9 protein-coding genes and 1 pseudogene are annotated in these 26,793 nt (G+C 68.5%); 5 read left to right on the top strand and 5 right to left on the bottom strand.

Annotated features, from left to right (window positions below):
- Positions 1–256: 256 nt before the first annotated feature.
- The 5 genes from AB0I19_RS19530 to AB0I19_RS19510 all read right to left on the bottom strand — a co-directional run bounded on the left by AB0I19_RS19530 (position 257) and on the right by AB0I19_RS19510 (position 8,557).
- A complete protein-coding gene (locus AB0I19_RS19530) occupies positions 257–1,513 on the bottom strand; it encodes a S1 family peptidase (RefSeq protein ID WP_245655466.1) in 1,257 nt (418 codons plus the stop codon).
- Between the two features lie 153 nt (positions 1,514–1,666).
- Positions 1,667–3,028, bottom strand: a complete 1,362-nt coding sequence (locus AB0I19_RS19525; RefSeq protein WP_357150413.1) for a S1 family peptidase — start codon at positions 3,026–3,028, stop codon at positions 1,667–1,669.
- A 99-nt stretch (positions 3,029–3,127) separates the two neighbouring features.
- The gene (locus AB0I19_RS19520; protein WP_357150412.1) at positions 3,128–4,246 is read right to left on the bottom strand and encodes a hypothetical protein; all 1,119 of its coding nucleotides are present in this window, start codon (positions 4,244–4,246) and stop codon (positions 3,128–3,130) included.
- Positions 4,247–4,295: 49 nt separating this feature from the next.
- On the bottom strand, positions 4,296–6,770 hold the full coding sequence (locus AB0I19_RS19515; RefSeq protein ID WP_357150411.1) for a LuxR C-terminal-related transcriptional regulator: 2,475 nt from the start codon (positions 6,768–6,770) through the stop codon (positions 4,296–4,298).
- Positions 6,767–8,557 (bottom strand): Hsp70 family protein, encoded by a 1,791-nt coding sequence (locus AB0I19_RS19510; RefSeq protein ID WP_357150410.1) that lies wholly within the window; start codon positions 8,555–8,557, stop codon positions 6,767–6,769. The genes AB0I19_RS19515 and AB0I19_RS19510 overlap by 4 nt, the downstream gene beginning before the upstream one ends.
- 236 nt (positions 8,558–8,793) lie before the next feature.
- Here AB0I19_RS19510 and AB0I19_RS19505 point away from each other — a divergent pair, with 236 nt between their 5' ends.
- The 5 genes and pseudogenes from AB0I19_RS19505 to AB0I19_RS19485 all read left to right on the top strand — a co-directional run.
- Positions 8,794–22,284, top strand: coding sequence for a hypothetical protein (locus tag AB0I19_RS19505; protein ID WP_357150409.1), 13,491 nt, complete (start codon positions 8,794–8,796; stop codon positions 22,282–22,284).
- Positions 22,285–22,292: 8 nt separating this feature from the next.
- On the top strand, positions 22,293–24,200 hold the full coding sequence (locus tag AB0I19_RS19500; RefSeq protein WP_357150408.1) for a dynamin family protein: 1,908 nt from the start codon (positions 22,293–22,295) through the stop codon (positions 24,198–24,200).
- An 86-nt stretch (positions 24,201–24,286) separates the two neighbouring features.
- Positions 24,287–25,828: a dynamin family protein gene (locus AB0I19_RS19495; RefSeq protein WP_357150407.1), complete on the top strand. Its 1,542-nt coding sequence runs from the start codon at positions 24,287–24,289 to the stop codon at positions 25,826–25,828.
- Between the two features lie 66 nt (positions 25,829–25,894).
- A pseudogene (locus AB0I19_RS19490) lies at positions 25,895–26,149 on the top strand (transposase); the annotation flags it as partial.
- 231 nt (positions 26,150–26,380) lie between these two features.
- The coding region (locus tag AB0I19_RS19485) for an IniB N-terminal domain-containing protein (protein WP_357150406.1) at positions 26,381–26,793 on the top strand (413 nt) is incomplete at its 3' end.

The following is a 26,793-nucleotide window of genomic DNA, read 5'->3' as shown; positions in this document are numbered from 1 at the left end:
CCGCGAGTTAGCCGCCGTTGCGCATGCGCGCAGCGCGAGCAACGGTGGCTAACTCGCGGCCCTCCAGGGGCCGCGCTCGAGCGCGCCAGCGCTCCAAAAATACAGCCCAACACCTTTGTGGTGCACAAGGCACCAAGGCAGTTCCACACGGCTGGAACCCGCCACACAGCGACCACCCAGAAACGGCAAAGGCCGGTAGCTCTAGCGCTACCGGCCTCCACCGTCGTTCAGGGCATGCTCACTGCCCGCCCGGGCATCAGTTCGTGCGAACCGCCAGGCCGGGGTTGTCCGACAGGACCACGCTCAGCGGCTGCGCGAAGAGCTGGGGGGTGTCGCCGGTGATGGCGCCGATGATGTTGGGGATTTCGCAGATCGGGTAGTCGGCGACCGACGAGGCGCTGGAGATGCCGAGGGCCATGCGGCCGGTGACAATGGCACCGCCGGAATCGCCGGGGAGCGCGCAGATGTTGGCGGAGAAGCTCTGGGTGAGCTGACGATCGCCGACCTGCACGGTCTGGTCGACACCGTTGACGATGCCGCAGCTGAACCCGGTCCGCGAACCGGACTTGCACACGGGGGCGCCGACGACCGGCACGCCGACGCCGTCGACGGCGATGGGTGCCGCGCCGGGGACGGTGACGAGGTTGTTCTCGAAGCGGGCGCGCGCGTTGTCGTTCACGCGGATGATCGAGTAGTCCTGCTCGCCGAGGATCGACTTCTGGAAGGTGCCGAGCTGGGCGCCTGCACGGTCACCGTTCATCTCGTACACGGCGGCGGCGGAACCGGTGCCCGCCGACTCGAGGTCGGGGTTGCAGTGGCCGGCGGAGATGTTCACGACGTTGCCGGAGCGGTCGGTGCCGTTGAAGCCGAAAGAGCAGCGCAGCGAGCTGTTGCCCGCGATGGCGGCGTAGCCCTCGCCACCGGCGATCGGGCCGGTGCCGTTGCCCGCCACGGGAGTGGCTTCCAGGTCGACCTTCTCACCGGCCACCGGCGGCGCGGTGACGACGACGCGGGCCGGGTCGATGAAGCTGGGCAGGGGCAGCCCGGCCTGCTCGACGCGCACGGCGATCGCGTTGTTGACGGTGTCGATGACGACGCCGCGAACGAGGTTGGCGATCTCCGGCGGCGCGGCGGCCAGCCAGTTCTCGAACGCGGTCTTCTCACCGCGCAGCATGGATTCGCTCTTGGCGACGTTGCGGACCTCGAAACCGGCCGATTCGGCGGCGGCACGGGCCTCGTCGGCGCCGGGGCCCTGGGCCAGCGCGACGACGGCGTTGCCCTGGTCGTTGAGCCAGGAACCGGCGAACACCTGCGGGAACTGACGCTGGGCGGTGGTGGCGAACGCGGCGACCTGCTGGGCCTCGTCGGCACGGCGCAGGTATTCCTGCGGGGAGAGCTTCAGGTCACGGCTCACGGCCTCGATCAGCTGGGCAGGCAGATCGACCGCGGGTTCGGCGTCGGCGACTGCCATCGTGGGGCCGAACAGCAGAATCGCCGCGGAAGCGGCGATCACGGACTTGCGAGCTCGTCTCGAGCTTCGTGCGAGGGGGGCGCGACCCATACGTGGCAGGAGCATGATCGAACTATATGGGCTCGGACCGGTTATGCCTACTCGGACCGGGCAAGAGATTTCACTCACCCGGTCCGTTCGGTGATTCGTCCGGTACTAACCCGCGTTGGGGTTGGTACGCACCATGATTCCGCTGCCCAGACCGCCACCGGAATTGGCCTCGATGTCGGCCAGGATGGGCCGGATCGGCACACCGAGGGTCGCGGTGCCGCCGAAGGGCGCGAGCTGGGTGTTGGCCTCGGTGCAGTTGGGCGCCTCGGCGGCATTGGAGCCGCTGGTGATGCCGAGCGCGAGAGTGCCCGACACGATCGCGCCGCCGCTGTCACCACCGAGGGTGCAGGCGCTGGTGGCGAAACCACGGATCGTCTTGCTGACACCCTCCGCGGTGAACAGCTGGGTCTCCACGTGATCGGCCGAGACGAAACCACAGGTGAAAGTGGACGATTGACCAGTTTTGCAGACCGGCGCACCGGTCACCGGATCGGCGGTGCCGGTGATGGCGAGGGTGGTGCCGTTGGCGCCACGCACCCGGGCCTGGTCCATGCCCGCGTTCACCGCACGCTCGTTGAGCTTGATGACCGAGTAGTCGAGCGCACCCGGCCCGCCGAGCACGGACATGGCGAACTGGCCGACCTCGGGACTGTTGGGGATGTCGCGCACGTTCGGCACGTACACCGCGGCGGGTGTGCCGTGGTCGACATTCGGATTGCAGTGGCCCGCAGAGATGTTCAGCGCGTTGCCCGCCGCGTCGGTGCTGTTGAAACCGAACGAGCACACGTCGACACCGCGCAGGTCGGCGTCGTGCAGGTCCTTGGCGGCGGTGATGTAGGTGTCGCCGCCCATCGGCCGGTTCACCACCTCGCCACCGCCGCCCGGCGTGATGACCACCTTGATGGTGGCGATCAAGGTCGGCAGGTTCAGCAGGTGGCCGGTGCTGGAATTGGCGACGCTCATAACGATCTGGCTGTTGAGCACGTCGATGGCGATCGAGCTGATCGGCGCGGAGATCTCGCGCGGCAGCGTCGAGATCCACTGACTCAGTTGCAACAGAGCGCCTTCCAGGCCGCTCGCCGAGATCGGGGCGAGATGGGTCTGGTAGCCGTCCGCGGCGGCCAGGCGGCCGGTCTCGGCATCGGTCACCGCGACAACGGCTTTGCCCTCGGGCGTGAGCCAGGCACCGGCGAAGGTGTCGGGGTTCTCGGCGCGGAAGTCGGCGGCGTAGGCGCGCAGTTCCTGGGCGCGCGCGGCGCGATCGAGGTATTCGTTCGGGGACATCCCGAGGTCGCGCGAGATGGCTGTCACCAGTTCGGCGGGTAGGGCGTCAGCCGAAAGCTGCTGCGGCGCAGCGGGTTGCGCGTTAGCGACACCGGAGCCGAGCAGAGGGGCGAGAAGAACGGTCGCGGCGAACCCGGCGGAGGCTGCCTTGACCGCGGCGCGACGCGCCACCAACTTGCGCATGAAATCCCTTCGTCACCGAACGAGTGACCGAGGCCACCGCCGGCGGCGGGTATGTCGGTCAGCGCATCACTCTAAGGCACGCCCGGCGATGGGGTGCGGTTACCCGCTACCAGCTTCGGTTTTGCGCCAGCCGGGGATCTCGAGCGGCGGCGGAAGCTCACCGGGCTCGCGGGGCTGGAACGGGAACGGCCGGGTGGTCGTGGTGCGGCCGGGCGTCGTCGTCGGCGTGGTTGTCGTCGGTGACGGCGTGGTTGTGGTCGGAGCTTCGGTGGTGGTCGGCGCCTCGGTGGTCGTCGTCGGTTCCGGGGTGGTCGTGACGACAGGTTCCTCGGTGGTCGTCTCCGGCGGCGGCGGAGCGACTACGGGAGTGGGAGCCGGCTGCTGGGTCGTCTCCGAGTGCGCGTCCGAGATGGTCGGCGGCTCGGTCGGCTCGGTACCGCGCAGCAGCACCGACACGGCGATGCCACCGAGCACCAGGCCGATCAGCGCGGCCCCGGCGATCAACAGCGGCGTCTTGTTCCGCGCCGGAGCGGGCGTGGGAGCCGGGGCGGGCGCAGGCACGGTGACGGCCATCGCCTTGGTCGGATGCTGTACCGGCAGCGCCGCCGAATACGCCTGCGCCACCACCACAGGCGGCTCCACAGCGGGCATCACATCGGTCTTCACCAGGGAGTTCTCGGTGACGATCGGATCCGGCGGTGTCGCACCGGCCGGGGTCGCCAGCACCGCGACCAGCGCGGCCTCGGCGGCCGATGACGCGAACGCCTTCCCCTGATCGGCGCCCTCGGCGGGCTGGGGCAGCTCGTCCTCACCGAGCAACGCCACCGATTTCAGACCCAGATAGTCCAGCGCCTCACGGACGCCGCGCACCACCTCCGGCGACCACTGCGCCGGATGCGTCGCGTAGAACTCGGCCGGGCCGCTCAGATGCTCGGTGGTGAGATCGATGAGGCAGAACATGGCCGTGGCCAGCAGATCCTCGGCCCGATAGGCCTCGCCGCCGTCGACATCGACACCGGCCGGATCGCCGATCGCCCGGACGAAACCGGAGATCGCGTGCGCCTTCCCGGACAGCGGTGCGTCGCCGAGGGCCGCGTCGCCGTCGTCGGACATGTGCAGCACCGACGACCGCTCGACGAAATGCTTCGCCCCGTCGTCGGTGACCACCGCGGCGACACACTCGTCGTCGGCGATACGCAAGCCGACTCCAGTGGCCATCCGGTTACCTCGCTTCGACGTCCGTGGTGTTGGGCGGCGAGTCCGGCGGTCACACCAGGAGTGAGCCGTGTCCCATCGCGCGCAGCATCGACAATAATTCCGACCGTGAACGTGCGCCTATCCGGCGTCGGATACGCGCCACGTGATGCTCCACGGTCTTGGCGGAAATGTACAGCCGTGCGCCGATCTCCCGGTAGGTGAGACCGAGTAGCACCAGCTCGGCGACCTCGCGTTCACGATCGCTGAGCGCGCGCTGCTCGATCGCGGGCTGGGGAGCCGCCGAGGATTCGTCGCCGGTCTTGGGTGCCTCGAGGCGGGCGGGGATGCGCACCGAACGGGCCAGCTTCAGCAGGGCGCTCGCGGCGGCGGGGTCGTCGATCACGCGCGCGGTGTCGCCTGCGAGGCGGGCGCCGTCGAAGGTGTGGCCCTGGTGGGCCAGGGCGAGGACCGCGCTGTGCACGGCGGCCAGGTCGACCTGACCGCGCAGCACGAGCAACCAGGTTCGGCCCGCGTCGGCAAGGACGGCGGCGTGCGGGTCGCCGTCGGCGGCGGCGTTCTTCAGTGCGTGCGCGTGCGGCAGCAACTGCTGGGGCGAGGACTTGGCGATCGCCGCCTGCACCCCGTACCAGTGGAAGGCGTTGGTCCAAGCGGGTGCGCGGCCGAGCCGGCGCAACAGTGCGGTGGCGGCCTCGACGAGGGGCTGGATGCGGCCCTCGTCGCGCAATTGGATTCCGGCCAACCACAATTCGCCGATCGGTAGCAGGCTCAGCAGGTCGACGTCGACCTCGTCGAACAGCGGGAAGGCGGCGGTCCACGCGGCATGCAGTGCCTGCGCGTCACCGCTGCGGCGGGCCAGGCCGACCGCCAGGGCGTGTGCGAGCAGGCGGTCGCGCGGGGCAAGGGACGCGATGTCGATGCCGGTCATGGTCTCGGCGGCCTTGCATTCGTCACCGATGCGCAGCGCGGTCCAGGCCGCGAGCACACCGAGCTGTTTGCCCTCGCCGTCGGCGGCCCGGATCGCGTCGTCGGCGCGGCGTGGTTCGCCCGCGCTCAGGCTGAGCAGGGCGCCGACGGTCACCGCGCTGCACGGGGTGGTGCCGGTTCCGTTGGTCCGCGCGGCCTGGACCAGCGCCGAGATCGCGGCCGCGGTGGCCGCGCCGTGCGGGTCGAGGGAGGTGAGCAGGGCGTTCGCGATCAGCCGGGCGCCGGCACCTGCCTGGGTGGGCGGCCAGTGTTCGGCGTCGGCCGCGGCCTCCGCGGCGGCGGCGCTGTCACCGGCCAGGGCGTGCACGGTCGCCGCGACCGCCCAGTCGGCGCCGACCCGGTTCGGGCCGAGCCAGCGGTAGAGGGTGGCGGCCCGGCTGACCAGGCCTCGCCGGGTGAGCACGCTCGCGCAGACGCGGACGGCGGCCGCGAGTTCGGCGGTGTCGACATCGGTTCCGTCGAGCAGGGGTTCGGCCAGGCGGAGGGCGGTGTCGTCGTCGCCTGCCTTCGCGGCGGCCTCGGCCCAGGCGAGGGTGACGCGACGCGGATCGGTGCCCGCCGCGACGGCTGCCGCGTAGTAGCGGGCGGCGTCGGGACGCTGCTGTCGGGCTGCCGCGCAGAGGAATTCGGCGAGGCGCTGGTCGCGCACACCGGACTCGGCCAGCAGCAGGCCGGTGTGGTCGCGCAGCAGGCCCGCCTCGAGCCGGGTGTCGAGGAGCCTGCGCTGCACGGCGACGAAGCGGCGATCACCGAGCAGCAGCCGCAGTTGCGGCACGGCCGCGCTCAGCAACAGGTCGGCATCGGTGACCAGTGCGCTCGCCCGCGCTCGCGCCAACAGGTCATGGGCGACAGGCAATTCCACCCCGAGCACCTCGGCGAGCTCACCGGCGTCGAGACCGGTTCCCGTCGCCGCCACGACGAGGGTGTCGAGCAATGGTGGATCGAAACCCGCCAATTGTGCACGGGCCCAAGCGGACAGGGCCGCGTCGACGGCGGGCAGGCCGGCGTCGAGCTTGGCCTGACCCGCCGCCCGCAGTGCCGCGACGACACCGCCGTGGATGCCCGCGGTCCTGGTGTGGATGTGGTTGACCAGCGGACGCGGCACCGACACCCCGAGTTCGCGGGCGAAGGAACCGATCTCACCGCAACCTAATGCGCGGATCTCGATCAGGCGGCCCTGCCTGCCGACCGCGTCGCACAGGGCGCGCAGTTCGGGATGCTGGGGGCGCGGCTGAGTGGCGCAGATCAGGGAGCGGGCGCCCGATTCCACCTCGGTGCGCAAGGCTTCGAGTTGGGCGGACGTCATGTCGTGCAGGTCGTCGGCGATCACGACGGCGCCGTTGTCGGTGGGCTCGGGGGCCCGGCCGATCACGGTGACACCCCGGCCGCGCAGCCGACGGCGTACAGCGTCGAGCAATATCGACTTGCCGGTGCCGGAGCGACCCGTCAGCAACAGCACCACCGGCTGGTCGTCGGCAGCGTCTACCGCTCGCAGAATCTCACGGGCGTGCGGGACTGTGTCGAGCGCGATGGGGCTCAATTGCCGCCTCCGAGTAGTTCACCGGGGAGTTTCGTGACGCCGCCGACGGTGCCTTCGACCACCTCGCCCGCGCCGTCGAGCACCTGGCCGGGTACCGCGCCGACATTCGGCACGTTCGGAGCCTGGGGGACCGGCGGGGTGTAGGGCGCCGGTTGCTGTGGGGCGGGCTGTTGGGGAGCGGGCTGCTGGGGTGCCGGTTGCTGCGGTGCCGGCTGCTGGGGCGCGGGCTGTTGCGGTGCGGGTTGCTGCGGAGCTGGGGCTCCGCCACCGGACTGGACCTGCTGCTGCGTTGCCGGGGACTGGGCAGTGCCGCCCGGCTGTGGTGTGCCGCCGGCGGAGTTCACCGGTGCGGCCGGGGTGACGGTGCCGGGGATCGGCTGACCCGTCGAGTCGAGCAGGGGAGCGCCCGGGACCGGCTGACCGTTCGCGTCGACGGTCGGCGTTCCGACCACCGGCTTGCCGTCCGCGTCGAACGTGGCGATCGGTGCGACCGCCTGTCCGGGGCCGTTGTTCTTCGGCGCGTTCTCGGTGGGGTTCACCGTGGACGCGTCCGGCTTGCTCGGCGTCACGAACTGGGGAGACATGGCCAGCGTTCCCGCGGTGAGCGCGCCGAAGACGGCGACTGCCGCGCCGACGACCGCCAGGCGTTTGCCGGTGACGACCTTCTTCGCCGGGGCTTCGTCGTCGACGACCGGCAGGGCTTTCGCGAGTGAGACCGGGGCGATGTCCGTCGGCGCGTCGACCTCCTCGAGAGGAAGGACGAGCGGAGTGGATTCCGCCGCCCGCAGATCGGCGGCCAGCTCGGCCGCGCCCGCCGCGCTCGCGGTGGCCGGGTCGGCACACGCGACGACGGGCAGCGCGAACTCCGCGGACACCAGTTCCGCGACCAGGGGCATCTGCGCGCCGCCGCCGGTCAGCAGGACGGCGGTGATGTCGCCGAGCCGGACGCCCGCGCGCTCGACGGCCTCGCGCACCAGGGCCAGGGAAGCCTGCACCGAGCCGCGCAGCAGATCCTCGAGTTCGTGGCGGACGAGGCGAACGGTCGCGGCGTCGCCGAGGGCGCCGACCTCCACCACGGTCGCGGTGTCGAGTGACAGTTCTTCTCTGGCGAGGCGTGCGCGTTCGCGCAGGGCCGCGAGTTCGGTTTCCACGGCCGGATCGAACGGGTCGAATTCCCGGTCGCCCAACGCGTGCGACAGCACGTAGCGCATTGTCAGCAAATCGAATTCCGAGCCGGCGATCTCCGTGTCGTGCAACGGGGTGGCCAGCAGGCCCGACTGCTCCCCGGTGCGGACCACCGAGACGGTCAGGCCGCTCGCGCCGAGGTCGTACACAACCACCGCACCCTCGTCGAACAGTCCGCGCTCGACCTCGTAGCGGCGGACCACCGCGACTGGTTCCGGGACGAGTACCACCGCGTCGGCGCCCGCGTTGTCCAGAGACGAACGCACCGCTTGCACTTGGTCATCGGTCCACCATCCGGGGTGGCAGGACACCACCGTCGGCTCGCCCTCGACTCGGTCGCGGACCTCGTCGATCAGCTGAGTGGTCGCTGCGGCCACCAGATCGGCGGCGACATGCGACGAACCGTCCTCGGCGAGCATGCGCACCGGATCGCCGACCCGGGCCAGGAAGCCCTCGATCACCACCGCCGGACCGGCCGTGGCTACTTCTACTGCACTGGGTCGCCGCACGACCGCGACCGGTTCACCGCCGTCGATCGCCGTCGCTACGGCAACTGAACGGGATGCACCGACGGTGACGCCGAGCGCGAGACGGTCTGTCATGGGGAACCTCTGCAGATACGTGAGCGACGGAGATCATCGAGAGAGCTATCCCGATTGTCGGTTGCTGACGGTCTGCTGTTACCGGTGCACGCGCCGATAACGGGGCCGATCCCCTAACGGCCCTCGATCCCCTAACGGGCACCCCATGCGATGAATAGGGATTTGCCCCGTTACGAGGGGGTGCCCATCGGCCATAGCTTCGAAACATCTTGCCGATCCCGGAGGAGCTGATTCCGATGACCACACCCTTGGAGAACGCGATCCTGCAGTTCATTCTCGATTTGCTGCGCGATCCTAAGGCCGCGGCGGCGTACTGCAACGCGCCGGACAAGGTCATCGAGGAGGCGCAGCTGTGCGCGACTCCCGAATACATCGCCGCCTGCGCGCCGATGGTGGCGCGCGGTGTGTGCGATGCGGGGAGTGCGCCGTTGCGGGGCATCGTCGGGTGCGGCGGTGGGGGAGGTCATGGGTTCGGGGGCGGTGGTCATGGTGCCGGGTTCTATGGTGCCGGGGCCGGGCCGTCGATGTTCTTCGGGCCGGGTCGTTGGTTCGGGCCGGGACAGGGTGGGTTCGGGCCCGGTGGTCGTGGTGGTCATGGGGGCGGGGGTCACGGTGGGCCCGGTGGGCCCGGTGGGCCCGGCGGTGGTGGGGGTGGCCGGCCCGGTGGACCCGGGGGGCCGGGCGGACCCGGGGGACCCGGCGGTTGGCCGGGTGGACCCGGAGGGCCCGGTGGACCTGGCGGGCCCGGTGGACCTGGTGGAGGTACCGGCGGTAATACCACCAACAACAACAGTGGCAACACCACTAACACCAACAGTGGCAACACGACGAATAACCAGGGCAACGGGGACAACGAGATCTTCAGCCCCGACATTCTCACCGGCGATGTGCTCAACAATCCCGTGAGCAATGTGCTCAATGGCAATCCGCTCAGCAACGTGCTCAACGGGACCAATCTGGGCGGCGTGAATCTCGGCGATATCGCGAATATCGGCACCGTGGGCGACGTGCTGAGCAATATCGGCAGCCTCGGCGACACGCTCAACAACGTGGGCAACCTGACCAACTCGGTCGGCGACATCAGCGGTCTCGGCGACGTGACCAACACCGTCGGAAACCTCGGTGGCGTCACCGGAATCGGCGATGTGATCGGCGGCGGCAACACGATCGGCGACGTCACCAACCTCATCAGCGGTGCCAACATCGGAGATCTGCTGAGCGGCAACACGGTTGGGGACGTCACCAACCTGGCCAGCGGTGCGAACATCGGCGATATCGGCAGCACTCTCGGTGACATCACCGGTATCAACGCGCTCAACCAAGCTGCCCACATCGCCACCGAGATGACCGACGCCTTCAACGCCGTACAGATCGGTGACGCCTTCCTCGGCAACCTCAGCGCCCCCGTCACGGTGGTCTCCGGTTCGCTCGGCGGCGTGAGCGGCGTCCTCAACGGCATCAGCCCGATCAGCAATGTCTTCAACGATTTCAGTGATATCGGCGACGTGGGTCATGTGCTCGAGGAGCTGGCCATCGGCAATTTCCTTTCCGCGCTCAACAATGTGGGGATCGGGTCCGTCGGGGATATCAGCGGAATCGGTTCCGTGGGTGATGTGAGCAATGTGGTGGGGGATGTACTCGGCGGTGTCACCAACGTGGGTTCCGTCGGAGACATCCTCGGTGATGTGACGACCGGTGATGTGGTCGGGAACGTGCTCAACGGCTCCGGCTCGGTCGGCGATGTGAGCAACGTGGTGAATCAGGTTGTGGGCGAACAGAACCTGAGCGAGGTGCTCAACGACGTGACCATCGGTGGGGTCAGCGAGGTGCTGAACGGGTCGAACGTCGGGGACGTGCTCAACGGGTCTGTGGGTGACGTGCTCGGTGATGTCACGAATGTGGGCTCGGTGTCGGAGGTGCTGAACGAGGTGGGCTCGGTCAGCGAGGTGAGCAACACGGTGGGGGATGTGTTGAACGGTGCGGGGTCTGTGGGTGATGTGAGCAATGTCGTCGGGTCGATCGGTGATGTGAGTGAGGTTGTCGGTGGGGTCGGCAACGTGAGCAACGTTGTCGGGGACCTGACCGGGGTCGGCAATATCGGCAGCGTTGTCGGATCCGTCGGTGATGTCGCCCAGAACATCGGGTCTGTCGGTGATGTCACCGGGGTCGGTGGGTCGGTGGGCGACGTGCTCTCCGATATCGGCAGCGTCGGTGGGGATGTGGGCTCCATCGGTGATGTGAGCAGCGTGGTGGGGGATGTCGTAGGTGGGGACGTAACCAATGTCGTGGGCAACGTGGTCGACGGGGACGTCCTCGGTTCGGTGGGTTCCGTAGGTGACGTCACCAACGTCGTCGGCAATGTCGTCGGCGGCGATGTGCTGGGTTCGGTCGGCGACATCGGCTCTGGCGGCGACGTTCTCGACGGCGGCATCGGCACCGTCGGCGATGTCACGCAGTCGGTCGGTGATGTATCCGGAGTGGCGGGCGACGTCACCAACACGATCAGCGAAGTCGGTTCGGTCAGCGAGGTCACCAACACCGTTGGCGATCTGACCGCGGTCGGTGGAGATCTCGGTTCGATCAGCGAAGTCACCAACACCGTTGGCGATCTGACCGCGGTCGGTGGAGACCTCGGTTCGATCAGCGAAGTCACCGGTGTGGCCGGCGATCTCACCCAAACCGTCGGCGACATCGGCTCCGTCGGCGATGTATCCGGCGTCACGGGCGATATCATCGGCACGGCCGGCGACATCGGTTCCGTGAGCAATGTGATCGGCGATGTGGGTTCGGTCGGCGGCGACGTCCTCGGCTCCGTCGGCGATATCACCGGCATCGCGGGTTCGGTCGGCGAGGTGACCGGCGTAGCAGGCGACCTCACCAACACCTTCGGCGACGTGACCAACACGGTCGGCTCCGTGGGCGACGTAAGCGGCGTCGCGGGCGACCTCGTCGGTGGCGATGTCTCCGGTGTTGCGGGCGACGTAATCGGTTCGGTCGGCGACGTTTCCGGTATCGCGGGTGACGTGAGCGGCGTGGCCGGCGATGTCATCGGCACGGCTGGCGATATCGGTTCGGTCAGCAATGTGGTCGGCGATATCGTCGGCGGCGATGTATCCGGGGTAGCGGGCGACCTCACCAATACCTTCGGCGACATGACGAACACCGTCGGCTCCGTCGGTGACGTCACCGGTGTCGCGGGCGATCTCGTCGGTTCCGTCAGCGGCGTATCCGGCATCGCAGGCGACGTGACCGGCGTCGCGGGCGACATCGGTTCGATCAGCAATGTCGTCGGTGACGTGGTCGGCGGTGACCTGATCGGTTCGGTCGATGTGTCCGGCGTCGCGGGCGACGTGAGCGGTGTCGCAGGCGATCTCACCAACACCATCGGCTCGGTCGGTGACCTGACGAACGTGGTCGGAGATATCGGCAGCGTCGGCGGCGACCTGACCAACACGGTCGGTTCGATCAGCGACATCACCGGCGTGGCCGGCGACCTCACCAACACGGTGGGCTCGATCAGTGACGTGACCGGTGTCGCGGGCGACCTGACTGGCGTCGCGGGCGATGTCTCCGGTGCGGCGGGCGACGTGAGCGGGGTCGCCGGCGATCTCACGAATACCGTCGGTTCGGTGGGCGATGTGGCCAACAACCTCACCGGCGTAGCGGGAGACTTCACTCAATCCGTTGGCGACGTGACCGGGGTAGCGGGCGATCTGACCGGTATCGCGGGCGACTTCACAGGTGTGGCAGGCGATCTCACGAACACAGTCGGCTCGGTGGGTGATGTGACCCAGGCCGTCGGCAACATCAGCGACATCACCGGTGTAGCGGGCGATCTGCTCAACAACTCGGGCGATATCGCCGGCGTCGCGGGTGATATCGCCGGTGTGACTGGTGACGTGACGAATTCGATCGGCGACGTCTCCGGCATCACGGGCGGCATCGGTGATGTGACCGGCGTCGGTGGTGACCTCCTCGGCACCGTCGGCTCCATCAGCGACGTCACCAACACGATCGGCGACGTCTCCGGCGTGGCGGGCGACCTCACCCAGACCGTCGGTGATGTCAGCGGCGTGGCCGGTGACATCTCGGGCGCGTCGGGCGATCTCACGAATACCGTCGGCGATCTGACCGGCGTGGCAGGCGACGTGTCCGGCGTGGCCGGTGACATCTCCGGTGTCGCAGGCGATTTGACCAACACCGTCGGTGACGTAACCGGGATGACCGGTGATATCACCGGTGTCGCGGGCGACCTCACCAACGCCATTGCTTCCGTGGGTGATTGGACCAACACGATCGGTGACATCACAGGAGTGGGCGGGGATCTCCTCAGCGACGTGACCGGCACTGTCGGCGCCGTCGGCGACATCACGGGCGTGGCGGGCGATCTGACGCAGACCGTCGGCGACGTGTCCGGTGTGGCGGGCGGTCTGACCAACTCGGTAGGCGACACTTCCGGTGTAGCAGGCGATCTCACTCAGTCTGTCGGCGACGCAACCGGCATCGCGGGTGATTTGACCGGCGTCGCGGGCGACTTCACCGGTGTCGCAGGAGATCTGACCAACACCGTCGGCTCGGTCGGTGACGTGACGAACGCCGTCGGCGATCTGACCGGCGTCGCGGGTGATGTGTCCGGCGTGGCAGGCGACCTCGCCAACACCTTCGGCGACGTGACCAACACTGTCGGCAATATCAGCGACGTGACCGGGGTCGCTGGTGACCTCACCAACTCGGTTACCGGGGTGGCGGGCGACATGGTCGGCTCAGTCGGCGACGTGACTGGAGTGGCCGGTGACCTCACCAATACGGTCGGTTCCGTCGGCGACTGGACCAACACGGTCGGCAACCTCACCCAGTCCATCGGCGATGTGACCGGTGTGGCAGGCGATCTCACGAACACTGTGGGTGATGTCAGCGGTGTCGCGGGTGACCTGACCCAAACAGTCGGTTCCGTCGGCGACGTGACCGGAATCGCCGGGGATGTGTCCGGGGTGGCCGGAGATCTGACGCAGACCGTCGGAAACATCAGCGATGTCACTGGCGTCGCGGGCGATCTGACCGGTGTGGCGGGCGACCTGACCGGTGTGGCGGGCGACCTGACCAACACCGTCGGCTCGGTGGGTGACGTGACGGGTGTCGCGGGCGACCTTACCCAGACTGTCGGCGACGTGACCGGAACCGTTGGGTCCGTGGGCGACTGGACCAACACGGTCGGTGACGTGACCAACGCGGTCGGCTCTGTAGGCGACGTGACCAACACCGTGGGCGATCTGACCGGGGTCGCGGGTGGCCTCACTCAGACGGTCGGCAACATCAGCGACGTGACCGGCGTCGCCGGGAACCTCACTCAAACCGTCGGGTCCATCGGTGACGTGACGGGCGTGGCAGGCGACGTCACCAACACGATCAGCGACGTCACCGGCAATATCGGCTCCATCGGCGACATCACCGGCGTAACGGGCGATCTCACGGGCATCGCGGGTGACCTGACGGGTAACTCCGGCGACCTCACCGGTGTTGCGGGCGACCTGACGCAAACAGTCGGTTCGATCGGTGATGTCACCGGTGTCGGCGGCGACCTGCTCAGCGACCTCACCGGCAACTCGGGTGATATCACCGGAATCGCGGGTGGCCTCGTCGAGAACGCAGGCGATATCACCAACACGGTCGGAGATATCAGCGGTGTGGCTGGCGATTCGACCGGCGTGGCGGGCGATCTCACCAGTATCGCGGGTGACTTGACCGGCAACACGGGCGATCTGACCGGCACGGTCGGTGACGTCAGCGGCGTCGCGGGCGGCCTGATCAACAACACCGGTAATCTCACCGGCATCGCGGGTGACCTGACCGGCGTGGCAGGCGACCTGACCGGCACGGTCGGTCCGATCGGTGACGTGACGGGTGTCGGCGGCGACTTGCTCAGCGACCTCACCGGCAACTCGGGCGACCTGACCAACACAGTCGGTGATGTGAGTGGTGTCGCGGGTGACCTGCTCAGCAACTCCGGTGACCTCACCGGCGTCGCAGGCGACCTGACCGGTATCGCGGGTGATCTCGGCGGTATCGGCGACGTGACCGGCATCGGCGGCGACCTTGCCGGGGACGTGACGGCCATCGCGGGTGACCTGACCGGCACGGGCGATATCGGCGACATCACCGGCGTGGCAGGCGGACTCGTCAACAGCGATGTGACCGGTGACCTCGTCGACAACACCGGGGACATCACGGGCGGCCTCGTCAACGGCGATGTGACCGGCGATCTGATCGACGGCACGGTCGGCGACGTCACCGGTGGCCTCGTCAACGGTGACGTGACCGGTGACCTCATCGACAACACGGGCACGATCACCGGAGTCACGGGCGGGCTGGTCAACAACGCCGGCGATATCAGCGGCGTCGCGGGCGACCTCGTCGGTTCGGTCGGCGACATCGGCAACAGCGGCGACCTGACTGGAGTCGTAGGCGATGTGATCGGCACGGTCGGCAACAGTGGCGATATCACCGGCGACCTGCTCGACAACTCCGGCGACATCGTCGGCGACGTCACCGGCGTGGCAAGCGGGCTCGTCAACGGTGACGTGACCGGTGATCTGGTGGACGGAACTGTCGGCGACCTCACCAACGTCGGCAATATCAGCGATATCACCGGTGATCTCATCGACGGCGACATCACGGGCGTGGCGGGCGATCTGATCGGCAGCCTCGTGAACGGCGATGTGACCGGCGATCTGATCGACGGCACCGTCGGCGACCTGACGGACGTCGGCAATATCAGCGACATCACCGGTGACCTGGTGGACGTGACCGGTGTGGCGGGCGACCTGACCGGTGTAGCCGGCGGCCTCGTCAACGGCGATGTGCTCAGCGACGTCACCAACAACGGCGACATCGGCGGCGTGATCGGTTCGGTCGGTGACATCACCGGCAACAGTGGCGACCTCACGGGCGACCTGCTGGACAACACGGGGGACATCGGAGGCGTGGTCGGCGACATCACCAATTCGGGTGACATCGGAGGCCTCATCGGCTCGGTAGGCGACGTCACCAACAACGGCGATATCGCCGGGGTAGCGGGAGGGCTCGTGAACAACACCGGAGACGTAGTGGGTGACATCACCGGCAACAGCGGAGATCTGACGGGCATCGCGGGCGGCCTGGTGAACGGCGACATCACCGGCGACATCATCGACAACTCGGGAACCGTGGTCGGCGAGCTGGTCGACAACTCGGGCACGATCGGCGACATCACCAACACCGGCGAACTGGTCGGTGACATCACCGGCAACAGCGGTGACCTGACCGGCGTCGCGGGCGACCTGCTCGACAACTCGGGCGGAGTACTGAACGACCTCACCAACAACGGTGACATCACCGGTATCGCAGGAGGTTTGGTGAACGGCGACCTGACCGGTGTGGCGGGCGACCTCACCGCGGGCCTGGTGAACGGCGATCTCACGGGAGTGGCGGGTGACCTCACCGCAGGCTTGGTGAACGGCGACCTGACCGGCGTTGCGGACGACCTCACCGCGGGTCTGGTGAACGGCGACATTGCCGGTGTCGCAGGCAATCTCACCGGAGACCTCATCGACAACAGCGACGATATCGGCGGCCTCGTCGGCTCCGTCGGCGACATCACCGGCGCAGGCGACGTGACAGGTGATCTGACCGGCGTGGCAGGCGGCCTGGTGGGCAACACCGGCGATATCACCGGCGATCTCTTCGACAACTCGGGCGCCATCGGTGGCGTGGTCGGCGACATCACCGGCGGACTCGTCAGCGGCGATGTCACCGGCGACTTAATCGACGGCGACTTCACCGGTGCAGCAAGCGATCTCATCGACAACACGGGCGATATCGGTGGCCTCATCGGTTCGGTCGGCGACGTCACCGGCAACACCGGCGACCTGACCGGTGTGGCAGGTGACCTGACCGGCGGGCTCGTCAACGGTGACATCACCGGCGACCTCCTCGACAATTCCGGCGACCTGACCGGTGTCGCAGGCGATCTCACCGCAGGCCTGGTGAACGGTGACGTGATCGGCGACCTGGTGGACGGCGATGTGACCGGCGATCTCATCGATGGCGGTCTCACCGGAATCGCCGGCGGCATCGTCAATGGCGACATCACCGGCGACCTTCTCGACAACTCCGGCGATATCGGCGGCCTGGTCGGCTCGATCTCCGATAACGACATCTCCGGTGTCGCAGGCGGACTCGTGAACGGCGACTTCGTTGGTGACATCACCGGTGGCGATATCACCGGTGTCGCAGGTGATCTCACCGCTGGTCTCGTGAACGGCGATCTCGTCGGCGATGTGACAGGTGATCTGGTCGATGGTGATCTGACCGGTGTCGCCGGTGGAATCCTCAACGGGGACATCGTCGGTGACGTCACCGGCAACGACATCACCGGCGACTTCCTCAACGATCTTTCGGCCGTCACCGGCGGCGTGGTCAACGGGGACGTGCTCAGCGACATCACCGGCGCTGCGGGCGGCGTGGTGAACGGCGACGTCACCGACAACGACATCGTCGCCGATGTGGTGAACGGTGATGTGCTCAGTGGCATCACCGACAACGACGTCACCGGCGACCTCGTCGACAATGTGGGCAACGTGACCAACAACGGCGACGTGGCCAACCTGATCGGCCTCACCGGTCTGGCCGCCGCGGTCACCGGCATCGCGGGCGACGTGGGCACCGGCGACCTCATCGGAAACTTCGACCTGGCAGGCATGGCCGGCGACCTGTTCGACAATTCCGGTGACATCACCGGCGTCACAGGCGACCTCGTGGACGGCTCGATCGGCGATGTGACAGGCGACCTCGTGGACGGCTCGGTCGGCGACATCACTGGGGACCTGGTGGACGGTGATCTGGTCGGCGACCTGACCGGCGTCGCAGGCGACCTCACCGGTGTCGGCTCGATCGGCGATGTGACAGGCGACCTCGTGGACGGCTCGGTCGGCGACATCGCTGGGGACCTGGTGGACGGCGGCCTCGTCGGCGATCTGACCGACGTCGGCAACATCACCGGCGACCTCGTCGATGGCGGCCTGGTCGGTGACCTGACGAACGTAGGCTCCATCGGCGACGTCACCGGCGGACTCATCAACGGTGACGTGACGGGCGATCTCATCGACGGCGGTCTGGTCGGTGACTTGACCGGGGTCACGGGTGACCTGAACGGCATCGGCGACATCACGGGTGACTTGGTAGACGGCGGCGTCGTCGGAGATCTGACGGGAGTCGCGGGCGATCTCAACGGCGTCGGCGACATAACGGGCGACCTGGTGGACGGCGGAATCGTCGGCGATCTCACCGACGTCGGCTCCATCGGCGACGTTACCGGCGATCTGGTCGACAACGACTTCACCGACGTCGGCAATATCGCAGGCATCGTCGGTGACCTGACCGACGTCGGCAATGTCGGCGACGTGACCGGCGGCCTCATCAACGGTGACGTGACCGGCGACCTGATCGACGGCAACCTTGTCGGCAACCTCGTCAGCGATCTGACCGACGTCGGCTCCATCGGTGACATCACCGGCGATCTGATCGACGGCAACCTCGTCGGCGACGTGACCGGCGGCCTCACAAACGTCGGCTCCGTCACCGACTTCATCGACACAGGCGACATCACGGGCGACATCGTCGACAACGAACTCGTCGCCAACCTGACCGACATCGACGTGACCGGCATCGCCGGTGACCTGACCAGCACGGTGGGCGACATGACCGGACCTTTGAGCGGTAACGACATCTCGGGCACGATCGGCGACATCCTCAGCGGCAATGGCGGCGGAGGCGGCGGTGGAGGTAGCGGCGCGATCGGTGACGTCACCTGGGTCGGCGACTTGGTGAGCATCACCGACTCGTTCAGCGACATCACGAATGTGTTCGGTGACTGGTCGAACATGATCGGTGATATCGGCGGCTCGTTCGGTGACCTGTCCGGCGCGTTCGAGAACCTGAACGTGAGCGACGTCTTCGGCGACGTGACCGGCGTGTCGGGCGATTGGTCCGCCATGATCGCCGGCCTGAGCGACAACGCCCTCGTGATCACCGGCTTCGGCAGCGGCGTGGTGAGCGAACTGGTGAACGTGTCCGGTGACTGGAACAACACGGTCGAGGGCATCACCGGCAGCTTCGGCGACGTGGTCGGAATCGGCGGTGACGTGGTGAGCATCGGCGGCGACCTGGTCGGCTCGGTCGGAGGTTTCGGCGGTTCGATCGGCGACGTCACCGGCTCGCTTACCGGCATCGGCGGTTCGATCGGCGACATCACGGGCTCGCTCACCGGTGTCGCGGGTGACCTGACCGGCGTGGCGGGTGACCTGACCGGCGTGGCGGGTGACCTGACCGGCGTGGCGGGTGACCTGACCGGCGTGGCGGGTGACCTGACCGGCGTGGCAGGCGACCTGACCGGCGTCGCGGGCGACATCACCGGCATCGGCGGCAACCTGTCCGATGTGTTCGGCGACGTGACCGGCTCCTTCGGCGACCTCACCGGCTTCGGTGGCGACGTCACCGGCTTCGTCGCCGACCTGACCGGCATCGGCGGTGACCTGACCGGCTCGGTCGGCGACCTCACCGCCTTCTTCGGAGACTTCACCGGTATCGCCGGTGACGTGGCCGCCTTCACAGGCGACCTGATCGGCACCTTCACCGGTGTCGGTGGCGACCTGATCGGCTCGGTCGGTGACCTCACCGGCGTCGGCGTGAGCGGCGTCGTCGGCGAGGTGGTCGGCGATGTTACCGGCTCGTTCGGTGACATCACCGGCGCGACCGGACTGATCGGTGATCTGGATCTGGCGAACACGATCGGCGACGTGACCGGCTCGGTCGACGTCGGCGATATCGGTGGTGATGTGACCGGCGTCTTCGGTGACATCGCGGGAGATGTGACCGGAGTTGTCGGCGCGGTCGGCGACGTGACCGGTGTGGTAGGCGACCTTGACCTTGGAATTGGGGATGTGAGTGACATGGGTGACATCAATATCGGCGGCGAGAACAACATTTTCGGTGCGGGCCTCAACGATGTGAACGGCATCGGCGACAACTTCGGCGGCATCGCTGACAACTGGGAAGACGTGCAGATCCAGGGCATCGGCGGCCAGGTCGACGAATCGCTGAACAACTTCGGCGGCCTCGGCAACGGCGCGCTGGCCGGTGCTCTCGGCGAGGGCCTGGTCGGCGGCGACCTCACCGGAATCGGTGCCCATGATGTCACCGACGCGGTGGACGTGAACGACGTGTTCGACGGCGGTGTCGCCGGTGTGGCAGGCGGCCTTCTGAACGGCGACGGCGGACTGGCCGGCGCGGGCGGTCTGCTCAGCGGCAACGACGTCACCGATTTCGCCGACTTCACCGACATCACCACCAACGGCATCGGTGCCGCGATCGACGAGAGCTCGGTCCTCAACGACGTGGTCGACGGCGGCGTGGCCGGTGTGGCCGGTGGTGTTCTGAACGGTGACGGTGGCCTCGCCGGTGCGGGCGGCGTCTTCAACGGCAACACATTCGAAGACATCACCGCCAACGGCGTCGGCGCCGCGGTGGACGACGTGTCCGATGTGGTCGACGGCGGCATCCTGTCCGGCAACACCTTCGAAGACATCACCACCAGCGGCATCGGCGCGGCGATCGACGAGAGCTCGGTCCTCAACGACCTGGCAGCGGGCGGCGGGATCGGCAACGGCAACGTGGTCGGCGGCATCGTCGGCGCGGTGACCGGCGACGGCGACGGCGGCCTGCTCGGCACCGGCGGCGTCCTCAACGGTGACGGCGGCCTGGCCGGTGCGGGCGGCGTCCTCAACGGCGACGGTGGCCTGCTCGGCGCGGCAGGCGTCGGCAACGACCTGCTGGCAGCGGGCGGCGACGGCGGCCTGTTCGGCGGCGCCGAGGACACCACCATCAACGGCATCGGCGCGGCGATCGACGAGAGCGCGATCCTCAACAACGTGAACGTCGAGGACATCACCGGCATCGGCGGCAATGTCGACGACATGGGCGGCATTCTCAACGGTGACGGTGGCCTGGCCGGAGCGGGCGGCGTCCTCAACGGCGGCCTGCTCGGCGGCGGCGACGGTGGCCTGCTCGGTGGAGTCACCAACACCGGCGACGTCACCGGCGTCGGCGATCTGGTCGACGGCGGCGCGACCGGAGTGGACGATGGCATCCTCAACGGCGCGGTGTTCGAGGACATCACCACCAACGGCATCGGTGCCGCGATCGACGAGTCGAACGTCCTCAACGATGTGGTCGACGACGGCATCCTCAGCGACACCCTCGACGGTGGAGTGGCGGGCGGCCTGCTCGGCAACGCGAACTTCAACGACATCACCGCGAATGGCATCGGTGCCGCGATCGACGAGTCGAACGTGCCGATCCTCAACGACGTGGTCGACGGCGGCGTCGCCTCCGGTCTCCTCGGCGGCGAAGGCGGCCTCCTCGGCGCCGCGAACTTCGAGGACATCACCGCGAACGGCATCGGTGCGGCAATCGACGAGAGCCCGATTCTCAACGACGCGGTCGACGACGGTGTGGTCGATGTCCTCAACGGCGCGGCCTTCCAGGACATCACCGCGAACGGCATCGGCGCCGCGATCGACCAGAGCCCGATCGGCAACGACCTGGTCGACGGCCTGATCAACGGCTCGAACTTCGAGGACATCACCGGTGTCGGCGGCAATGTCGACAGTGTCGGCGGCGTCATGAACGGCATGACCGACGTGCTGAACCCGACCGCGGTGGCTGGCCTGTTCAGCAGCGGTCTGACCGGCAGCACCCACGAGAACACCGGTTCGACGAACTCCTCGCCGTACAGCAACGCCACCTCGGCGGCCTCGGACGGTGCGGCGTCGGCGGCGAACGCGGCCAGCGCGTTCACCGGCGCGGCGGCCTCGACCGCGGGCCTGGCCGGCCTCAGCGACGACGATCTCGGCTTCGACCTGGGCAACACCTTCGGCAACGCGGGCCTCACCGGCATCGCACCCGGTGAACCGAACCCCTCGGGCACCGGCCTGGAGACCGGCTTCGGCCCCCTCGACGCGGTGACCGACGCGATCACCGGCGACGCGACCGGTGCCGGCCTGCTCGACGGTGTCCTGCCCGGTGACGACGCGCCCGGCGGACTCCCCGGCGGTGACCCGGGCGAGGTTCTCCCCGGTGGCGACGTGGCAGGCGACCTGGCCGACGAGGTGCTGCCGACCATGCACACCATGCCGTACGAGGACGGGAACCTGGTCGGTTCGGGCCTGGAGACCGGCTTCGGCGCGGTGGAAGGTCTCACCGGCGGCGGCCTCCTGGGCGACGTGCCCACCGAGGTGGTCGGCACGGGCGAACCGTTCGACACCCTCACCGGCGTCGGTTCGACGGTCGGCGACGTGGTCGAAGCCCCGGTCCCCGGCTACGACTACACCCCGATGCCAACCACCACGCCGGATACCTCGGGCACCACCGAGCCGGCGACCGGCGGGGCCTACGACACCACCGGAGCGGCGACCGGCGGGGTGTACGACACCACCGAGGCGGCGACCGGCGGGGTCTACGACACCACCGAGGCGGCCACGGGCGGTGTCACCGAGACCCTGGACAGCGTGGATGTGGGCGGCGCCTTCGGCCCGGGCCTGGGCGCGACCGACACCGGCCTGCTGGGCGACTCGTCGAGCACGACCACCCCGGAGGCCGACGACGGTGGCCTCCTCGGCGGCGGCCTCCTCTGAGGATCGTCGTGACGACTCCGGCGAAGACGTCGGCCGCACCGTCGGCAGCCACCCCGCTGCTGACGGTGCTCGGCGACACGATCGAGGCGGCGCGCGCCGCCGACCGCGACGACCTGGTCGTCCGGTTGGAGGCGGTCGCGCAACGGGTCAGGGATCCGCGCAGGCGGATCGTGGTGACCGGTCAGCTGGAACAGGGCAAGAGCCGGTTCGTCAACGCGTTGCTCGGGCTGGATGTGTGCCGGGTCGGCGACGACCAGACCACGACCATCCCCCTGCAACTCGAATACGGTCCGGTCCCGCGCGCCGAACTGGTGCTCACCGCGCCGGGCGCGAACGACATCCGCGTGGAGGTGCCGTTCGACGAGATCGGTTCCCTCGACGCCCGCAGCCCGTACGCGCAGGGCCGCCAGATCGCGCGGATCGAGGCGGCGGTGCCGAATCAGCTGCTCAGCGAGGGCATCGTGCTGGTCGACACCCCCGGCGTCGGCGGCCACAGCAGTGCGTATTCGGCGGCCGTGCTCGGCATGGTTCCGGCCGCCGACGCGGTGCTGCTGCTGAGCGATGCCTCCACCGAACTCACCGAGCCCGAGCTGTCGTTCCTGCGGCAGGTCAAGGAACTGTGTCCGACGGTCGCGGTGCTGCTCACCAAGGTGGACATGTATCCGCATTGGCGTCAGGTCGCCGAGGCCGATCGCGGGCATATCGCCCGGTCGGGGCTCGAGATCCCGATGCTTCCGGTGTCGTCGCTGCTGCGCGCGCACGCGTTGCGCACCAAGAATGCCCAGCTCGGTCGCGAGTCCGGTTTCGGTGCGCTGTTCGCGTTCCTGAAGGAACAGGTCGTCGCCCGCGACCAGGTGTCGACCAGGGCCGCGGTGGCCCGGGAACTGCATTCGGCGGCCGAACATCTCGCTCTCGTCCTCGGCAGCGAACTGATCGCCCTGCGCGACCCGGAACGCTCCGACGACGCGATCCGCGAGCTGCAACGCGCCCGCACCGCCGCCGAGGACCTGCGCCGCAGCTCCGGCTACTGGCAGCAGACGCTGCAGGACGGCATCACCGACCTGATGAGCGATATCGACCACGACCTGCGCGAACGCCTGCGCGCGGTGGCCCACACCGCCGAGGACTGGATCGACGAACACGATCCGGGCAGGCACTGGCAGGCCATCGCCGAGTGGCTCACCGGCACGGTCGACACCGCCCTCGGCGACAACCTGCTGTGGACGCACACCAGGGCCGAAACCCTGGCCGAGCGGGTCGCCGAGCATTTCGGCAAGGCCAGCGCCGTCGACCTGCCCGATGTGGACAACGCGATGGACGCCGAGGGCACGGGCGCGGCGGCGGGCACTCTGGCCGGTCTCGAACCCGATCTCAGCGTCACCAGCAAGATTCTCGTAGGTTTGCGTGGCTCTTACGGTGGTGTGCTGATGGTCGGTCTCGCTTCGACCTTGGCCGGTCTGGCCCTGCTGAATCCCTTGTCGATCGGCGCGGGTGTGCTGGTCGGCGGCAAGGCCTACAAGGACGACAAACAGTTGCGCCTGGCCCGCAAACGCGCCGAGGCCAAGGCGGCGGTGCGGCGGTTCGTCGACGATGTGGCGTTCCAGGCGGGCAAGGAGGCCAAGGACCGCATGCACCGCATCCACCGGGCCCTGCGCGACCACTTCACCGGTGTCGCCGAACGCAGCCTGCGCTCGATCGACGCCTCGCTGAAGGCCGCGCAGGATGCGGCGAATTCGGCGGTGAACAGCCGGTCGGGCCGACGCGGCGAGCTCGAACACCAGCTGGTGCGGGTCGCCGAGCTGCGCCGCTACGCCGACGGCATGCTCGAGCTCACCTCGGCGCCGGGCAGGCAGCGTTCGTATTCGGCGCCGTCACCCGGTGTGCGGCCGGTGCCCGCCGAGGACGGACGCCGGTGAACGCCGTGTTCGCTCCGGCGCGCGAGGGTGTGTTTAAGTGAAGGAATGATGCTCGCCGCGTGGGTCGAAGCGGAGGCCGCGCGCCGATGAGACACTATCGGCCCGAATCCCCGCTTCCCGGCGGCGCACCCACCGCACCCACGACCGGCGAGGCGCACCGGCTCGTCGAGGCCGCCGCGCGGGAACTGCGCGACCCCGGCGCCCGGCAGTTGATCGACGAATGCGCCGAGCGGTTGCGTCAGCCGTTGCGGATCGCGCTGGCCGGTTCGATCAAGGCGGGCAAGTCGACGCTGCTCAACGCCCTGGTCGGGCAGAGCATCGCCCCCACCGACGCCACGGAATGCACCCGCGTGGTCACCTGGTACCGCAGCGGAACCACCCCGACGGTGACGGCGTTCGCGGCCGACGGTGCGTCGGCGAACGTGGCGGTCCGCCGAGGGACCGGGGCGCACGGTCTCACCTTCGAGCTGTCGGGTCTGCGCTGGCAGGCGCCTGGCACGCACGCCGTCGACCACCTGGAAGTGCGCTGGCCGACGGCCGAGTTGACGCGCACCACCATCATCGACACACCGGGCACGTCGTCGCTGTCGCACGACGTGTCCGAGCGAACCATGCGCCTGCTCACCCCCGCCGATGTCGAACCCGACGCCCTGCGCATCCCCGGCGCCGACGCCGTGGTCTACCTGCTGCGCCGCCTCGACGCGACCGACGTCCATTTCCTCGAGCAGATCGGCTCCGGCGGTCCGGCCGGTCCGCTCGGTGTGGTCGGGGTGGTGTCCCGGGCCGACGAGATCAGTGCGGGCCACATCAATGCCCTCAATTCGGCGCGCGATGTGGCCGCCAGATTCGCCACCGAGCTGGAACGCACCGGGTTGTGCCAGGCGGTGATCCCAGTGGCGGGGCTGCTCGCTTTCGCCGCCGCCACCCTCACCCAGCCCGAGTTCGCCGCGTTCGCCGCCCTGGCCGGGTTGCCTGCCGACACCCTTGAACTGGCCCTGCTCTCGGCCGACCGGTTCTCGCGCCCCGATATCGACCTCCCGGTATCGCCGCTGGTCCGCGCCCAATTGCTGGACCGGTTCGGCATGTTCGGTGTGCGGATGGCCACCGAGTTGGTGCGCACCGGCGTGCGCGACGCGGCGTCGCTGTCGGCCGAGCTCAGCGCCCGCAGCGGCATCGAAGAACTGCGCCGGGTCCTCGATGTGCAGTTCGGCCAGCGCGCCGAGCAGCTCAAAGCCCATTCCGCGCTCACCACCCTCGACCGGGTCATCACCGCCCACCCCGGCACCCCCGCCGACGAACTGCTGCCGCGCGTGCGCACCCTGCTCGCCGACGTGCACGGTTTCGCCGAGTTGCGCCTGCTCGGCCGGTTGCGCGCCGACGAGTTGCCGCTGCCGCCCGACGACCTCGCCGAACTGTTCCGCCTGGTCGGCGGCGCCGGCGTCGCCCCGCACGTGCGCCTGGGCCTACCCGCCGACGCCGACCCGTCGACGATGCGCGCCCATGCCCTCGACGCGGCGCGCAAGTGGCGCACCAGATCCCGGCATCCGCTCATCGACAAGACGACAGTCGAGGCGTGCCTGACCGCCGTACGCAGTGTCGAGGGAGCACTCTCGCAGCTACCGGGCTGATGCTGTCTCCCAATCATTTCGCCGATCGATTGGGCTTGTCGCTGCTCGATCCGGCATGATTCCGCCGTGACCACGACGATCGGCGACCATGTCCGGGTATTGACGGACGCGCAATGGGCGCTGCTCGAATTGCTGCTGCCCACCTCGGCGGGCCGTGCGGGCCGTGACTTCGCCAACAACCGTCTCGTGGTCGAGGGAATGCTGTTCTGGCTGCGTACCGGTATCGCGTGGCGTGATCTGCCCGCCGAATTCGGTCCGTGGCAGACGGTCTGGAAACGTCAGCGCCGCTACCAGGCTGACGGCACATGGGATCGTCTGCTCACCGCCTTGGCCGCCATGGCCGACGACACGGGCAACCTCGCCTGGGTGCGGCGCGATATTTAGGAGACACCGATTTTTCGGCTCCGAAAAGGTCACACTCTTCATCGGTAACGATTTCGTTGCGGAATCGGACTAGCTTTCCGAACACTCGCATGGCCAAGCGTGAAAAGCACCCACCGACAGACGAGTACGGATCGCAGCGCTTGCGCCGATCTGGAGGAGCTGACCCGAATGAACCCCACCGCGATCCTCGAGTTCATCCTGAACCTGCTGCGCGATCCCCAAGCGGCAGCAAACTATTGCGCCAACCCCGTCCACGTCCTCTGCGAAGCCGACATCCACGCCACCCCCGCCGAGGTCGCGGCCGCCGCCCCCACCATCGCCGCCACCCTCTCCACCGACTGCACCTCCACCCTCACCGCCCTCAACACCGCCGCAGCCTCGGTGACCACCGCCGCCACCACCTCGGTAGCCGCCACCACCGCCGCAGCCGTCACCACGGCCGCCGACATCGAGACCGGCCTGGAAACGACCGTCGACCTGGGCGCCACCGTGGGCACCGGCCTGACCGCTGCCGCTGATGTGTCTGCTGGTCTGGGCGCGTCTGTGGGTGCTGGTCTGGATGCTGTCGCTGATGTGTCTGC

This window comes from Nocardia sp. NPDC050413, assembly GCF_040655475.1.
Classification (GTDB): domain Bacteria; phylum Actinomycetota; class Actinomycetes; order Mycobacteriales; family Mycobacteriaceae; genus Nocardia; species Nocardia coubleae.
Note: the sequence above shows the minus strand (reverse complement) of the source record. Positions and strands in the feature narration are given on the sequence as shown.

What these genes read in the sequence shown, in the direction of transcription:
- AB0I19_RS19525 (WP_357150413.1), bottom strand. Translation starts at nt 3,028, where the DNA reads ATGCGCAAGTTGGTGGCGCGTCGCGCCGCGGTCAAGGCAGCCTCCGCC.
- AB0I19_RS19520 (WP_357150412.1), bottom strand. Translation starts at nt 4,246, where the DNA reads ATGGCCACTGGAGTCGGCTTGCGTATCGCCGACGACGAGTGTGTCGCC.
- AB0I19_RS19510 (WP_357150410.1), bottom strand. Translation starts at nt 8,557, where the DNA reads ATGACAGACCGTCTCGCGCTCGGCGTCACCGTCGGTGCATCCCGTTCA.
- AB0I19_RS19505 (WP_357150409.1), top strand. Translation starts at nt 8,794, where the DNA reads ATGACCACACCCTTGGAGAACGCGATCCTGCAGTTCATTCTCGATTTG.
- AB0I19_RS19495 (WP_357150407.1), top strand. Translation starts at nt 24,287, where the DNA reads ATGAGACACTATCGGCCCGAATCCCCGCTTCCCGGCGGCGCACCCACC.